The following is a 14,167-nucleotide window of genomic DNA, read 5'->3' on the forward strand; positions in this document are numbered from 1 at the left end:
ATCAGTCCTCGATCAGCGGCTTGGAGACAAGTGTGCCGTAGTTGAAGATGCGCAGGTAGATCAGAGACAATGTCACCCCGATAACCACAAGCACGAGGGCCATGGCGGCGCCGAGACCGTATTCCAGGTTGCCGGCGTAGTTGTTGAGCGCCGTATGGTAGGCGGCGAGCGCCCAGATTTCGGTCGCCCTGCCGGGTCCGCCGTTCGTCGAAAGCAGGATTTCGTTGAAGGAGGCGAGCAGCGAGAGCGTCTGGTAGCAGGTGACGAAGAGGATCGGCCAGCGCATCTGCGGCAAGATGATGTAGCGGATCTGCTGCCAGCGCGACGCGCCGTCAACCTCGCTCGCATAGAACTGGCTCTTCGGAATAGCCTTCATTGCCGACGAGAAAACCAGCATGCCCATGGAGGCGCCGATGAAGCCATTGATCATGACAACGAAGACCCAGGCATTATAGGCATTGTCGAGTAGGTAATTCTTCGGCGGATAACCGAAATTGCCCATCAGCGTGGAAATGAAGCCGGTATCCCAGGCAAGCCATTTCCAGAGCATGACATAGATGACGACGGGCGTGATGCGCGGCAGTAGCCAGACACCCCGGAAAAAGGAAGCCGGTGCCGCCGGCATGTAATGCGTCCAGATGGCAAGCAGCAGCGCATAGCCGACATTAAAAATGACCAGCACCAGCGCGACGTAGAGCACTGTATTCAGCAGCACGCGGGCCATATCCGGCGAGGAGGCCATGCGCGAGAAATTGTCAGATGTCCACACCCAACCGGTATAGGCGGCCTTGGCGACCTGTTCCTTCTGGTCGGGCGTCAGCTTGAAGCCGAGCGTATCGAGGGCGGAGAAAAGCTCGTCCTTGCTGTCGAATCGGGCATTGACGACCGAGCGGTTGAACTGGTCGGAAATTTGTTTGACCTCGCGCGTCGAGGGGCGCTCGTTCAGGTCCTTGATCATGCGCTCGATTTCGCGGCGTGATGGGAAGACCTCGTTCATATGCTTATCGCGCAGTTCCGAGACGATGGCTGACGAGAGGCTCAGGTCTTCGACGGCCTTGAGGCCAGCTTCGTCGATCGTGTAGCGCGGCTCGCCCAGCTGATCGGCGATATCGGGCATGGTCGATTTGAGCGTGATCAGCGAATTCGGCGCGACCTGGTAGACGCCGCCGGAAATGCCGGTCGCCGTCGTCATGTTCGTCATCGAGAAGACGGCGGTCAGAACGACCGGTAGCAGGAAGAACAGAAGGATCATGATCGCCGCAGGTGCGATCATCACCAGCCCAAGCGTTCTGGACGATTTCATGGAAGTCCCCTCATGGACGACGCTCCGGAAGGCGGCGTTGCGGCCGCCTTCCGGCAGAGTGCGCCGATCTTAGCGGATGACGATCTTGTCGCCGAGCGTGCTCTTCAGCTCGCTCTCGGCATCATTGACGGCGGCGTCGACAGTCTTGGCGCCGGTCCAGGATGCTTCAAGGTTCTTCCACATGATGTTCCAGTAGGTGCCGAAATCGGAATTGTTCGGCATCGCGTTGGCGTGGGGCAGCAGTCGCTCCGTCGCCTCGCGGGCCCAGCGATTGGCGGCGTAGAAATCAACGGCTGATTCGGACTTGGAGACACCGAGATGCGCCGACTTGATAGCGTGCAGCGCATTGGTGCGCGGCTCCGAAGCGATCGTGATCAGCTGGGCTGCGATCTGCGTGTCCTCGTCGCTATGACCCGATGTCAGCAGGTAAACGAGAGGGTGCGTCAGCGTGTTGGCCTTGCCGCCTTCGCCAGCCGGAATCAGCGTGAAGGCGATGTTGCCGAAGAAGTCTTTCAGGCCTTCCTGGTTGACCATGCGGGCATAGTGCCAGGTGCCGGCGTCCCAGATGCCGGCCTTGCCGCTGGAGACTTCCTTCCACCACTGGTCGCCCGGCATGCCGATGTGGTTCTTCTTGGTGACGCCGGAAGCAACGGCATCAGCAAAGAACTGGTACGTGCGCTTCATCGCAGCCTTGTCGAAAACGAGCTTGCCGTTTTCTTCCATGACGCCGCCGAATGAGGTGTAAAACTGCCAGTAATCAGGACCGTTGCTGGTGCGCGGATAGAAGCCGTAGCCGGGCTGTACGAGGCCCTTGTCCTGCATCTTCTTGGCGTCTTCGAGCAAGTTCTTCATCGTGTACTTGCCGTCCTGGACGTTCTGCGGCAGCGCGTCGAGGTCAGCATCGCTGTAGCCGATCGCCTTCATGTGCGGCTTCCAGAACAGCATCGGGCGGGATTCTGCATCCTGTGGGATGCCGTAGACCGAGCCATTGTAGGAGGCGATCTGCATCAGGTTTTCGTAGATGTCGTTGAGCGGCCAGGAGTCGAGGTCGACATAATCCTCCACAGGAACGATGAGGCCGGCCTGCGACCAGGGAGCGATGTCTTCATGGCCGCTGACGACGATATTCGGAGCCTTCTTGGCTTCGGCGGCAAGCGTCAGCGCCTGCTTGAAATCATCCCAACCGGAGTAAGGGGTCTTTTCAACAATGATCTTCAGATCTTCGCCCTTCAAAGCAGCTTCGCGCTGAAGCTGCTGAGCGGCGATCTCAATGGCATCGAGGCGATAAACGTCGTTCGGGCCGGTACCACCAGCCCAGACGCTGATGTGAACATCCTTGGCAAGCGCAAATGCAGAGGTCGAGGCCAGGATTGCGGCCGCAATGGTAAGGGATTTCAGTGTCGGCAAAATGGTCATCTTCTTCGTCTCCCTAGAAGAGCAGTGTGAGGCCTCTTGACGGGTCATCACTGGTGTTGATGGCCGTTCCGATAGCCCCACGAAAACGTGGCGTATCCCGCTCTAGGGGGCGAACGTAACGGCCGAATGACAAAATTGAGCACGTGTGCAAAATTATTATGACGATGTTCTCGACGTGGTCAATCGCTGATGGAAACGCCAGTTCAGCTGCCGGTGGAAATTGATATCAAAGGACGCAACGACGCCGGTCATCGACCGCGACACGGACCCTGCGTCCATATTCAAGCTCTTGCCTACCTTTTCTCAATCGGCTAGTAATCTCGCCGGAGCTGTTCAACAACGGAGGCGTGCAATGACAGATATTTCTTCGTCCCACGCCTCTTTGGCATAGCCTTCGAAGCTCCCAACCCTTGCCCCTATTCGGGGTCTTTCAAGCTTCACCATCCAAAGATGGCACCCGTTTCGCACGCAGCGCCTGGCAGCGATAACGACTGCGCCTGATCTTGCTGCGCACATTCAGCTTGAAGGAAGGGCGGTCCAGAATTCTGGCCGCATTTGATCATGAACAATCAACACGCCGGCGAGAGCCTGGCGACATCCGTGAGCGAGCTCTGCTCGCGCTTCAGCTTTAGAGAAATTCTCGTCGCAACCATCATTGCCCGGTGGAGACGTCGTCGCGTCGTGAACAGCGTCGAAGCTTTCCCACCATGGCTGCGCCGTGATCTTGCTCTGTTCGATGAGTAAGTCCCACACTTTGCAAACCTTACCAGCGATCAGCTGGCGGGTGATCCTCTTTCAGATCATCCCGCCAGCTTGCGGCCGGCAATCCGGGTGGCCTTTCGAAGCACCCGAAATCGTCTCTGTAAACCAAGCGATTGAATTTTCTGAAATTGAGATATTAAGTTGAACGCATGAATCCCCATGCCGCTTCGCGGTCCCTTGTCGGCTGTTCATCCAGAAGTATCCATCCCATGAGCCTCGAATCCGTTCGCACCTTCTTCGCCGCCAACGCCCCCGACATTGCCATCATCGAAACCGCCGGCAGCTCTTCGACAGTCACCCTCGCCGCAGAAGCGCATGGCGTCGAGCCGGCGCAGATCGCCAAGACGATCTGCCTGCGCGTCGGTGATCGCATCATGCTGATCGTGGCGAGCGGCATGGCGCGTCTTGATAACAGGAAGTTCAAGGACACCTTCGGCGGCAAGGGGCGCATGCTCGACGCGGAGGAAGTGCTGGCGGTGACGAGCCACCCAGTCGGTGGCGTCTGCCCCTTCGGCCTGCCGGCACCCTTGCCGATCTATTGCGACATGTCGCTGAAGCAGTTCGATGAGGTCGTTCCGGCCGCCGGCTCGACCAATTCCGCGGTGCGCATCCCCACCGAAAGACTGGCGGAAATCACCCGGGCCGAATGGGTCGACGTCTGCCAGTAGCGGCGCATAACTTCACAGCGCAGAAAGAATACCTATATTAGGTACCGACATGCCATTCAGCGCATGATAGGAGATGAACGAATGCCCACTGCCGTTTCGCGTTTTGCCAGGATCGCGGCGATTGCCGTTCTTGCGAGCGCTACCGTCTTTGCTTCGATCGGTGATGCCGATGCGCGCCGCGCCGGTGGATTCGGCGGATTCGGAAGCCGCGGCACGCGTACCTTCAGCGCGCCTCCGGTCACGCAGACTGCTCCTGCCCCGGTTGCGCCCATTGAGCGCTCGATGACGCCGCGCCCGCAGACAACTACGCCCTATAACACACAACAACCCGGCTACGCCCAGCAGCGCCCCGGCTTCTTTGGCGGCTTCGGCCGTTCGATGATCGGCGGCCTGATTGCTGGCGGTCTGCTCGGTATGCTGCTCGGCCACGGTTTCGGCGGCGGCTTCGGTTTCCTCGGCATGCTCCTGCAGATCGCGCTGATCTTCGGAGCGATCACCCTTGCCATGCGCTTCTTCGCCAATCGCCGCCAGCCGTCCTACAGCGCAGGCGGCCAGAGCTATGGCGGACCGCAGTCCTATGGCATGTCGCCGGCCAATGGCGGTTCGTCCTTCCATATTCCGGCAATCGGTTCGGGCTCCAGCGGCCAACAGCAGCACAACGCACGGCCGAGCGATGAGATCGGCCTTGCCCAGGCCGACCTCGATCAGTTCGAGGAATTGCTGACCAAGATTCAGACCGCTTATGGCGCGGAGGATTACGGTGCGCTGCGCCGCCTGACGACGCCGGAAGCCATGTCCTACCTTGCTGAAGAACTCGGCGAGAACGCGACCAACGGCGTCCGCAACCAGGTTACCGACGTCAAGCTGCTACAGGGCGATATCGCCGAAGCCTGGCGCGACGACGGGCTGGAATATGCGACGCTTGCGATGCGCTACTCCTCGATCGACGCCATGGTCGAGCGTAACAGCGGTCGCCTCGTCTCGGGCGACGACCGCCGCCCGAGCGAAAGCACTGAGGTCTGGACCTTCGTGCGCAATTCCGGCGCCGACTGGAAGCTTGCCGCCATCCAGGGCACCGGCCAGCGCGCTGCTTAATTAACCGAAACGGGTTTGGAGCGCATGCGGGACACCGTTTCGCGCTCCGCCCGCTTGCAGCGCATCGGCGGCAGGCCGCGGTCCATCAGATCCATATCCTCAAGCACCATGTCGCCCATCCTCTTGAAGGCGATATCGAGTGCACCGGCCCGATGGGCCGAGCGGATGAAGCCCTTGAGGTTCCGCACCGGATGGTCTGACGGCAACGGCTCCTGCGGATAGACATCGCTTGCCGCAACGATGTGGCCTGACGCGACGGCGGCCATCAGCGCGTCGAAATCCACGACATCGGCGCGACTGAGCAGGATGAAGGCGGCACCCTTGCGCATGCTGGCAAACGCATCCGCACCAAGGAAGCCCCTGTTCTCGCTGGTGACCGATGCTACGACGAAAACGAAATCACTCTGTGTCAGCACTTCGTTCAGGCTCGCGGGCTGGACGCCATTTTCCTCCAGGATCGAGCGTGGCATCCAGGGATCGAAAACCCTGATCCTGGCGCGAAAGCCCGACAGAACCCGCCGCAGCGCCTTGCCGAGATCGCCGAAACCGACAATGCCGATCTCGGAACCGGATATTAGCCGGGCGCTTGTATTGCCCTCACCGCCCCAGAGTTCATTGCCTTCCCGGAAAGCCACATCGGCATCGACGATGCCGCGGGCGAGGCTGAGCGCAAAGCCAAGACCGATCTCCGCCACCGGCTCGGCAAAGACCTGTCCTGTCGTCACCACATGAATGCCGCGCTGGAAGAGGATCTCGTAGGGCATGTTGTTGAGGAGATTACTCTCGACATTGAGGATCGAGCGGAGCTGCGGCATACGACCAAGCGTTTCCGCAGAAAGCGGTGGCTGGCCGATGATGTAGCGCGCCTTGCCGATGACATCATCGTCGAGGCCAGCGATGTTTTCGGGATCGGCCTCGACGATCTCATATTTGGCGTTGAGTTCGGCGCGCGCCTTATCGCTGAAGATCAGGTCGAGCGTACGCGGCTCCGGCGCGCTGATCGCCAGCGGCCTTTCGGTATTCGTCATGGGGTCCTCCTCGAGACGCGGCGGCACACCTCCGCAAGATGATTGATAATCCGGTTGAGCGCCCCTTGTGAAGCCGCCCTTCAAAAAGGCAATTGCCTATGATATAAGCAATTGAAATTCCTATTTATTTTCATGCTTTTCGTTGACGATAAAATCTCGCTGGACTAGCTTGGCGACGCGACTTGAAACCGTGCCTGAGGGGTCGGCGGCCGCAGGATCTAAAAGCTCGGAGGGAATTCCACAATGAAATCAATCTTCAAGAGCGGCGTCCTTACGCTCGCCACCGCAGCGCTCCCGGCAGTCGCCTATGCCCATACCGGCGTCGGTGAGACGGCCGGCCTTGTCCATGGTTTCAGCCATCCTATCTCCGGCTTCGATCACATCCTTGCCATGGTCATGGTCGGCGTTCTCGCCTTCCAGCTTGGCGGCCGCGCTCTCTGGGCCGTGCCCGCGACCTTCGTGCTCGTCATGGCCTTCGGTGGCGCGCTCGGCATTGCCGGTATCAATGTGCCTTTCGTCGAGACCGGCATTGCGCTTTCCGTCATCGTGCTCGGCGCTGTCGTCGCGCTGAACATCCGTGCCTCGACAGCAGTCGCGATGGCGATTGTCGGCCTGTTTGCAATCTTCCACGGCCACGCGCATGGCGTCGAGATGCCTGAAAATGCCGGCGGCGCTGCCTATGCCGTAGGTTTCATGATCGCAACCGCTCTGCTGCATGCAGTCGGGCTCGGCATCGGCTTCCTCATCGCCCGCTTCGGCGAGCGTCAGGGCGCCTTTGTCGTGCGTTCCGCAGGCGGCCTTGCGGCAGTTGTCGGCGTCGGCATCCTGACCGGCCTGATCTGAGGCTCACGCCTCTCCGATAAATTTATATGGCATTTGGCGCCCGGCAGACACTTGTCTGTCGGGCGTTTTATATTTGCGCGATTTGACTCAAGTCAATTTCAGGCGCGCGACGCCGGTCTATGAAGAAACAGACCACCGAAGCATGTATCCAAATTGACGCAGGTCAAGCTGGGCAATTGCGGCATAAACGCGAAAGTCTGTATAGTGATTTCAGAAATTTCTGAAATAACAGATATAACGGAAACGACAATGAACCTTCCGCCTCTCGTTCAGTCCTTTGTCCTGCACTTCGGTGAAATGGGTTCCCGCTGGGGCATCAATCGCACGGTCGGCCAGATCTATGCCCTGCTCTACGTCTCGCCTTCGCCGCTTTGCGCCGAGGAGATCGTCGATGCGCTCGGCATATCGCGCTCGAACGTCTCCATGAGCCTTCGCGAATTGCAGGCCTGGAACCTAGTGATTCTGCGCCACAAGCCGGATGACCGGCGCGACTTCTTCACCACACCCGACGATGTCTGGCTGATTCTCAGAACGCTTGCCGAAGAGCGCAAGAAGCGCGAGGTCGATCCCACATTATCTGTGCTGCGCGAGATCCTCATGCAGCGCCCGGCGAGCGAGGCCGAACGCCATGCGCAGGAGCGTATGAGCGAGATGCACACGCTGATCGAACAGCTGACGCATTGGTATGAAGACGTAAAACAACTTGAAACAGAAAGGCTTGCGACGTTACTCTCACTAGGTGCGAAAGTGACCAAATTGCTGGAGGCCAAGGACAGAGTCGTTTCGCTTGGCCGCCGTCGTCCCAATCCTGCGAACAAGAGTTAGCGCCATGGGTAGTGCTTTCTTCGACGCGAGAAACCAGCAAGTGTCCGGGATACCGGATCGTAAGGCCGCGGCACGCAAGCCGTCCAAGACCAAAAGCCGCCTACGCGGCGCAGCGATGCTGCAAGCGTTTGCGGCTGCCCTCTGGATTCCCCAGGCAGGCCTGCTCGCCTGGTCCGTCGGCCGGCTCGCCGATGGTGGAAGCCCTGCCGATATCCTCTGGCCGGCACTCTTCATCCTGTTGCTCGGCGTCGTCAAAAGCTGTCTCGATGCGGCCGGCGGCCGCCTTGCTTTTCGTGCGGCACGCGCTGAACTCAGCGAAAAACGCGCCACTGCCATCCGCCTGCTTGCCCGTCTTTCGCCTGTTGATGCCGGGCGCCCTGCGTCGGGTGAGGCCGCCAGCGTTCTCGGCGAACAAGCTGAGCTGATCGTGCCCTATCTCTCCCGTTTCCAGCCGGCGCGAATGAAGGCAAGCCTTGTGCCGCTCATCATCCTTAGCTGCATCTTTCCGATCTCCTGGATCGCCGCGCTCGTGCTGCTGTTTGCGGCGCCGCTCATTCCGATCTTCATGGCGCTGATTGGTTGGCGCGCGCAGACTGCGAGCGAAAAGCAACTCGTCGCAACGGGCGGCCTCAACGCTTTCCTGCTCGACCGGCTGCGCGGTCTTGCGACGATCCGCTCTCTGAACGCGGTCGATGCCACGGCGCGCAGGCTTCGCGCGGAAGCAGAATCGCTTCGCACGCGCACCATGACAGTGCTGAAGATCGCTTTCCTGTCTTCGGCTGTGCTCGAACTCTTTTCGGCACTCGGCGTCGCGATGACCGCCGTCTATGTCGGCTTCAGCCTGCTCGGCGAAATCCGCTTTGGCGCCTGGTCGGGCGGCCTTGACCTTTCGCAAGGCCTGTTCGTCCTGCTGCTGGCACCGGCCTTTTTCGAGCCGCTGCGTGAACTCTCCGCCGTCTGGCATGACCGTGCCTCGGGCGAGGCCGCGCTGAAGGCGCTGGATGGGCTCGCTGCCGAAGGCATGACGCTTCCCGATCGCGAAGAGGCGGGAGCCTTTGCCGCGAACGAGGCCCTCAATATCAACCTAGAAAATATCAGCTTTCGCTATCAGCCGGATCATGCGCCGGTCCTTGATGGCTTCAGTCTCGATATTGCCGCCGGCGAACACGTAGCGCTGCTTGGCGCCAGCGGTACCGGCAAATCAACATTGTTGTCGCTGATCGCCGGTCTGGCGCCCTGCTATGAGGGCCAGGTTCTGGTTGGCGGCACAGCGACAGATCGCGGCAAAATGGCCTGGATCGGCCAGAAGCCGCATATTTTCGCAGGCACCGTTGCCGGCAATATTGCGCTGGGACGGCCCGGCATCGCCAAGGCAGAAGTCTCCAAGGCGCTCGATCTCGCAAGGCTTGGCGGTATCGCGAATGCCTATGGACATCGCCCGCTCGGTGAAAGCGGCATCGGTCTTTCTGGCGGCGAGGCGCTGCGCCTTGCGATCGCGCGGGCTGCCTGCGACCCCGATATCCACATCATCCTCGCTGACGAGCCGACCGCGCATCTCGATGCCGAGACGGCTGCCGAGATCACCGAGAGCCTGCTTGCTCTTGCGGAGGGCCGCACGCTGATCGTGGCAACGCACGACCCGCTGCTGGCCGCACGCATGCACCACGCCATCCGCCTTGATACGGAGCGTCTTCAGGAGGCTGCCGAATGACCAACTTCCTTAGAGATATCAGGCCGGTCCTGCGCCTGTTCATGCAGACGCGTCGCAAGGAACTCCTGCTCGGCGCCGCACTGTCGGCGGCGACCGTTACGGCTGGTATCGCCCTGCTCGGCCTATCCGGCTGGTTCATTACCGCAACCGCGCTTGCAGGTCTCTCGGTAACCGTTGCCGCGACCTTTGACGTCTTTGCGCCATCGGCCAGCATCCGTTTCCTTGCCATCCTGCGCACGGCTGCACGCTATGGCGAAAGACTGACGACCCACAACGCGACGCTCGCCGTGCTCGCCGCCCTTCGCGAGCGCCTGTTTCGCGGCTGGGCCTCCGCCGGTGCGGCGCGCGCCCTTCTCAACCGTCCGGCCCGGCTGCTCTTCCGGCTGACCGCCGATATCGATGCGTTGGATTCGCTCTATCTTCGCATCCTGGTGCCGGCAGCCGTGGCAGTCGGCACGGCACTTGTTGCCAGCGTGACACTCGGCCTGATGCATCCGCTGTTCGGCCTGCTCTTCGGATCTTGCCTCGTTCTGGTGGGGCTTGGCCTGCCACTCGCCGCCGGCCGGCTGGCACTGAAGCACGCTCGCCGCCGCGCCTACGGCATCGAAACCATCCGGTCGCGGACCATCGATCTCGTCGCTGGGCAGACCGATCTTCTCATGGCAAACCGCCTTGCCGCACAGCAGCAGGCAATCGCCGCCGCGGACGCCTATACCGCAAAGGCCGACGACCGCCTGAACAGGATCGAGACCGGCGTGAGTTTCGGTTTCGGGCTCGTCTCAACCGCCCTGCTGGTCGGGGCATTGCTGACATCAGCGACGCTAATGCAGACGGGCAGGATCACCGCACCCGTTGCGGCACTCGGCGTGCTCGTCGCCTTTGCTGCAACAGAACCCTTTGCCGCATTGCGCCGCGGCGCGATGGAATTCGGCAGGACCATGCTAGCGGCGAAGCGGATCGCGCCACGCCTTTCGGCCATTCAAGCGGATTTCACGCCCAAGGCTCCGGCCCATGAGCTCGCCTTCGCGCTGCAGAATGTGACCGTCGCCAATGATGGGGCGGCACTGCCGGCCTTGCGGGAGGTGACGTTCGAACTTCGCCGCGGTGAGCACATGGCCGTGGTCGGCAGCAGCGGCGCCGGCAAATCGACCCTGCTGTCGCTACTATCAGGCGAACTGCCGCCAAGTGCCGGCATGGCCGCAGCGCTCGACGCAACGCTGCTCATCCAGCGCACCGAGCTTTTCCAGGACACGCTGCGCGGCAACCTGCTGCTCGCGGCGCCCGATGCTGAAGATGACCGACTGCGAGACGCGCTCAGAGCCGCAGGCCTGCTTGCCGATGTCGATGCGCTGCCATCAGGCCTCGATACCCCGCTCGGCGAAGGCGGCATGGGGCTTTCCGGCGGCCAGTCGCGCCGGCTGGCGCTCGCCCGCCTCTTCTTGCGCGACACGCCGCTCTGGCTGCTCGACGAGCCGACCGAGGGGCTCGACGGCCGCACCGCCCGCGATGTGCTGCATCGCCTCGCGCTGAGAGCGGAAGGCCGCGCGCTTGTCATTGCCACACATATTCGCCGCGAAGCGGCGCTTGCAGACTTGATCGCCGTCATCGAGGACGGCCGCATCTCAGAAGTTTCGCGCCGTGGAGAGGCGGCGTTCGAAAAGGCGCTCAACCGGCTTCGGCCGGATTGAGCGAACAGGCATGCTCCGCACGGCCAGCCGGCCATGCGGAAACTTCTTGATACCCCGTGGGACCGTGGGAGTAAGACAATGGAACTAGACATCGTAGCGCTATCGCGCTTCCAATTTGCGCTGACTGCGCTTTATCACTTTCTGTTCGTGCCCTTGACGCTCGGCCTTTCCGTGCTGCTTGCCATCATGGAGACGACCTATGTCATGACTGGCCGCCAGATCTGGCGGCAGATGACGAAATTCTGGGGCACGCTCTTCGGCATCAATTTCGTGCTGGGCGTCGCAACCGGTATCGTCATGGAATTCCAGTTCGGCATGAACTGGAGCTATTACAGCTATTATGTCGGCGACATCTTCGGTGCGCCACTTGCAATCGAGGGCCTGATGGCCTTCTTCCTCGAAGCGACCTTTGTGGGCCTTTTCTTCTTCGGCTGGGACAAGCTGTCCAAGGTCGGCCATCTGGTCGCTACCTGGGCAGTGGCGCTCGGCTCGAATTTCTCCGCGCTCTGGATCCTCATCGCCAATGGCTGGATGCAGAACCCGGTCGGTTCCGCGCTCAATCCCCAGACGATGCGCATGGAGATCGTCAGCTTCTTCGACGTGGTCTTCAACCCTGTCGCCCAGGCGAAATTCGTCCACACGGTTTCAGCCGGCTACGTCTGCGCCTCGATCTTCGTGCTCGGCGTTTCGGCCTGGTACATGCTGAAGGGCCGGCATATCGAGCTTGCCAAGCGCTCGATGACGGTCGCCGCCTCCTTCGGCCTCGCTTCGGCGCTGTCGGTGGTCGTTCTCGGTGACGAAAGCGGCTATCTCGCCACCGAAAACCAGAAGATGAAACTCGCTGCGATCGAAGCCATGTGGAAGACGGAGCCGGCTCCGGCCGCCTTCACCGCCTTCGGCTTCCCGGACCAGGAAGCACGCGAGACACATTTCGCCGTCCATATCCCCTGGGTCATGGGCCTGATCGGCACGCGCTCGCTGACGACGGAAATTCCCGGTATCGACAAGCTGGAACAGCAGGCCGAGATCCGTATCCGTGACGGCATCAAGGCCTACGATGCGCTGATGCAGATCCGTTCCGCCCCGGCCCAGGATCAGGTCGCCCAGGAAGTCCGGAGCTCCTTCGAAGATCTGGGCCACGACCTTGGCTATGGCTTGCTCCTGAAGCGCTATGTCGACGATCCGCGTCAGGCGACCGACGAACAGATTGCCCAGGCGGCACGCGATACCATCCCGCATGTGCCGACGCTCTTCTGGTCGTTCCGCATCATGGTCGGCCTCGGCATGTTCTTCATCGTTCTGACGGCAACCTTCTTCTGGCTGTCGGCCCGCCGACATCTGGACAAATATCCGCTGTTGCTGCGCATCGCGGTCTTTGCCATCCCTCTGCCCTGGATCGCTATCGAAGCCGGATGGGTGGTTGCCGAAATCGGCCGTCAGCCCTGGGTGATCGAAGGCGTGCTGCCGACGGCGGTTGCCGTCTCCAATCACGGCGCCTGGGCAGTGCTGCTCACCATCATCGGGTTTGCCGCACTCTACACGACCCTGATCATCATCGAGATGAGCCTGATGCTCAGGGCGATCCGCCAGGGCCCGGAACCGGACCACGAACCGGAAGCCAAGCTCATTTCCGAAACCCTCGTTCCCGCGGAGTGACCTGTCATGATCCTTCATGAACTCATCGATTATGGAACCCTGCGCCTCATCTGGTGGGTGCTGCTCGGCGTGCTGCTAATCGCCTTCGCCGTCACCGACGGCTTCGACCTCGGCGTCGGGACGCTCCTGCCCTTCGTCGCCAAGACCGATGCGGAACGCCGTGTCGCCATCAACACGATCGGCGCCACCTGGGAAGGCAATCAGGTCTGGCTCATCCTCGCAGGCGGCGCGATCTTCGCCGCCTGGCCGCCGCTCTACGCGGTCTCCTTCTCGGGCTTCTACCTGGCGATGTTTGCGATCCTCTTCGCGCTCATCCTGCGTCCGGTCGGCTTCAAGTATCGCTCCAAGCGCGACAGCGCGCGCTGGCGAAACGGCTGGGACTGGGCGCTCTTCATCGGCGGTTTCGTGCCGTCGCTGATCTTCGGCGTTGCCGTCGGCAACGTGTTGCAAGGCATTCCCTTCCGCTTCGCGGACGATATGCGGATCTTCTACGAGGGCTCGTTCTTCGCGCTTCTGAACCCCTATGCCCTTCTCTGCGGCCTGCTTTCCGTCGCCATGCTGGTAATGCATGGCAGCGCATGGCTGGTGCTGAAGGCAACAGGGCCGGTTGCCGATCGCGCCCGGCGCTTCGGCAGCATCGCAGCGCTTGTGGTCATCGTGCTCTTTGCGCTCGGCGGCCTATGGCTCTGGGCCGGTGTCAGCGGTTATCGCATCACCAGCGATATCAGTCCGGTCGGCCCGTCGAACCCGCTTCTGAAGACGGTGGCGCTGGAAAGCGGTGCATGGCTTGCCAATTACGTCACCCATCCCTGGATGATCGCCGCTCCGGTACTCGGCTTCCTGGGTGCGGCGGCCGCCTTCCTTGCCATGCGAGCACGGCTGGAAGTCATGACCCTGCTCTTCAGCGACCTCTCGATAACAGGCATCATCTCGACGGTCGGTCTGTCGATGTTCCCCTTCATCCTGCCCTCTTCGCTCGATCCGAGGTCGAGCCTGACGGTCTGGGATGCGTCGTCGAGCCACCAGACGCTCTTCATCATGCTGGTGGTTACGGTCATCTTCCTGCCGATAATCTTTGCCTACACCGCCTGGGTCTACAAGGTGCTGTGGGGCAAGGTCGACGAGAAGAGCATCACCGACAAAAACAGCCACGCTTACTGAGGAGACGAAAC

General features: G+C 61.1%; 12 protein-coding genes. 9 read left to right on the forward strand and 3 right to left on the reverse strand.

What is annotated here, in order from left to right:
* Position 1: 1 nt before the first annotated feature.
* Positions 2–1,303: an ABC transporter permease subunit gene (locus AB8B33_RS30140; protein WP_439018181.1), complete on the reverse strand. Its 1,302-nt coding sequence runs from the start codon at positions 1,301–1,303 to the stop codon at positions 2–4.
* A gap of 69 nt (positions 1,304–1,372) precedes the next feature.
* Complete coding sequence (locus AB8B33_RS30145; protein WP_439018182.1) at positions 1,373–2,719, reverse strand: extracellular solute-binding protein; 1,347 nt, start codon at positions 2,717–2,719, stop codon at positions 1,373–1,375.
* Between the two features lie 561 nt (positions 2,720–3,280).
* Between AB8B33_RS30145 and AB8B33_RS30150 the strand changes: the two genes are divergently transcribed.
* The 3 genes from AB8B33_RS30150 (at position 3,281) to AB8B33_RS30160 (ending at position 5,244) form a co-directional block, all read left to right on the forward strand.
* The gene (locus AB8B33_RS30150) at positions 3,281–3,463 is read left to right on the forward strand and encodes a hypothetical protein (RefSeq protein WP_113319595.1); all 183 of its coding nucleotides are present in this window, start codon (positions 3,281–3,283) and stop codon (positions 3,461–3,463) included.
* A 227-nt stretch (positions 3,464–3,690) separates the two neighbouring features.
* Positions 3,691–4,149 carry a YbaK/EbsC family protein gene (locus AB8B33_RS30155; protein ID WP_439018183.1) on the forward strand — a complete coding sequence of 153 codons (459 nt, stop codon included), beginning with the start codon at positions 3,691–3,693 and terminating at the stop codon, positions 4,147–4,149.
* 81 nt (positions 4,150–4,230) lie between these two features.
* Positions 4,231–5,244, forward strand: coding sequence for a Tim44 domain-containing protein (locus AB8B33_RS30160; protein ID WP_439018184.1), 1,014 nt, complete (start codon positions 4,231–4,233; stop codon positions 5,242–5,244).
* Here the strand turns inward: AB8B33_RS30160 and AB8B33_RS30165 are convergent.
* Positions 5,241–6,272, reverse strand: coding sequence for a hydroxyacid dehydrogenase (locus tag AB8B33_RS30165; RefSeq protein ID WP_439018185.1), 1,032 nt, complete (start codon positions 6,270–6,272; stop codon positions 5,241–5,243). The genes AB8B33_RS30160 and AB8B33_RS30165 overlap by 4 nt on opposite strands.
* Before the next feature lie 243 nt (positions 6,273–6,515).
* Here AB8B33_RS30165 and AB8B33_RS30170 point away from each other — a divergent pair, with 243 nt between their 5' ends.
* The 6 genes from AB8B33_RS30170 (at position 6,516) to cydB (ending at position 14,156) form a co-directional block, all read left to right on the forward strand.
* On the forward strand, positions 6,516–7,115 hold the full coding sequence (locus tag AB8B33_RS30170; protein WP_439018186.1) for a HupE/UreJ family protein: 600 nt from the start codon (positions 6,516–6,518) through the stop codon (positions 7,113–7,115).
* Between the two features lie 249 nt (positions 7,116–7,364).
* Positions 7,365–7,940 (forward strand): GbsR/MarR family transcriptional regulator, encoded by a 576-nt coding sequence (locus AB8B33_RS30175; RefSeq protein WP_037098473.1) that lies wholly within the window; start codon positions 7,365–7,367, stop codon positions 7,938–7,940.
* A 4-nt stretch (positions 7,941–7,944) separates the two neighbouring features.
* A complete protein-coding gene (gene cydD / locus AB8B33_RS30180; RefSeq protein ID WP_113319600.1) occupies positions 7,945–9,651 on the forward strand; it encodes a thiol reductant ABC exporter subunit CydD in 1,707 nt (568 codons plus the stop codon).
* Positions 9,648–11,339, forward strand: coding sequence for an amino acid ABC transporter ATP-binding/permease protein (locus tag AB8B33_RS30185; RefSeq protein WP_439018187.1), 1,692 nt, complete (start codon positions 9,648–9,650; stop codon positions 11,337–11,339). Before cydD ends, AB8B33_RS30185 begins: the two co-directional genes overlap by 4 nt.
* A gap of 78 nt (positions 11,340–11,417) precedes the next feature.
* On the forward strand, positions 11,418–12,995 hold the full coding sequence (locus AB8B33_RS30190) for a cytochrome ubiquinol oxidase subunit I (protein ID WP_113181683.1): 1,578 nt from the start codon (positions 11,418–11,420) through the stop codon (positions 12,993–12,995).
* Positions 12,996–13,001: 6 nt separating this feature from the next.
* Complete coding sequence (gene cydB / locus AB8B33_RS30195; RefSeq protein WP_113319603.1) at positions 13,002–14,156, forward strand: cytochrome d ubiquinol oxidase subunit II; 1,155 nt, start codon at positions 13,002–13,004, stop codon at positions 14,154–14,156.
* Positions 14,157–14,167 lie beyond the last annotated feature (11 nt).

The sequence above is a fragment of the Rhizobium sp. 768_B6_N1_8 genome (genome assembly GCF_051811225.1).
In the GTDB taxonomy this organism is placed as follows: Bacteria; Pseudomonadota; Alphaproteobacteria; order Rhizobiales; family Rhizobiaceae; genus Rhizobium.

Excerpts from the sequence above, each read along its gene's own strand:
- AB8B33_RS30160 (WP_439018184.1), top strand. The coding sequence starts at position 4,231 with ATGCCCACTGCCGTTTCGCGTTTTGCCAGGATCGCGGCGATTGCCGTT.
- cydD (WP_113319600.1), top strand. The coding sequence starts at position 7,945 with ATGGGTAGTGCTTTCTTCGACGCGAGAAACCAGCAAGTGTCCGGGATA.
- AB8B33_RS30175 (WP_037098473.1), top strand. The coding sequence starts at position 7,365 with ATGAACCTTCCGCCTCTCGTTCAGTCCTTTGTCCTGCACTTCGGTGAA.
- AB8B33_RS30140 (WP_439018181.1), bottom strand. The coding sequence starts at position 1,303 with ATGAAATCGTCCAGAACGCTTGGGCTGGTGATGATCGCACCTGCGGCG.
- cydB (WP_113319603.1), top strand. The coding sequence starts at position 13,002 with ATGATCCTTCATGAACTCATCGATTATGGAACCCTGCGCCTCATCTGG.
- AB8B33_RS30155 (WP_439018183.1), top strand. The coding sequence starts at position 3,691 with ATGAGCCTCGAATCCGTTCGCACCTTCTTCGCCGCCAACGCCCCCGAC.
- AB8B33_RS30150 (WP_113319595.1), top strand. The coding sequence starts at position 3,281 with ATGAACAATCAACACGCCGGCGAGAGCCTGGCGACATCCGTGAGCGAG.
- AB8B33_RS30145 (WP_439018182.1), bottom strand. The coding sequence starts at position 2,719 with ATGACCATTTTGCCGACACTGAAATCCCTTACCATTGCGGCCGCAATC.
- AB8B33_RS30170 (WP_439018186.1), top strand. The coding sequence starts at position 6,516 with ATGAAATCAATCTTCAAGAGCGGCGTCCTTACGCTCGCCACCGCAGCG.
- AB8B33_RS30185 (WP_439018187.1), top strand. The coding sequence starts at position 9,648 with ATGACCAACTTCCTTAGAGATATCAGGCCGGTCCTGCGCCTGTTCATG.
- AB8B33_RS30165 (WP_439018185.1), bottom strand. The coding sequence starts at position 6,272 with ATGACGAATACCGAAAGGCCGCTGGCGATCAGCGCGCCGGAGCCGCGT.
- AB8B33_RS30190 (WP_113181683.1), top strand. The coding sequence starts at position 11,418 with ATGGAACTAGACATCGTAGCGCTATCGCGCTTCCAATTTGCGCTGACT.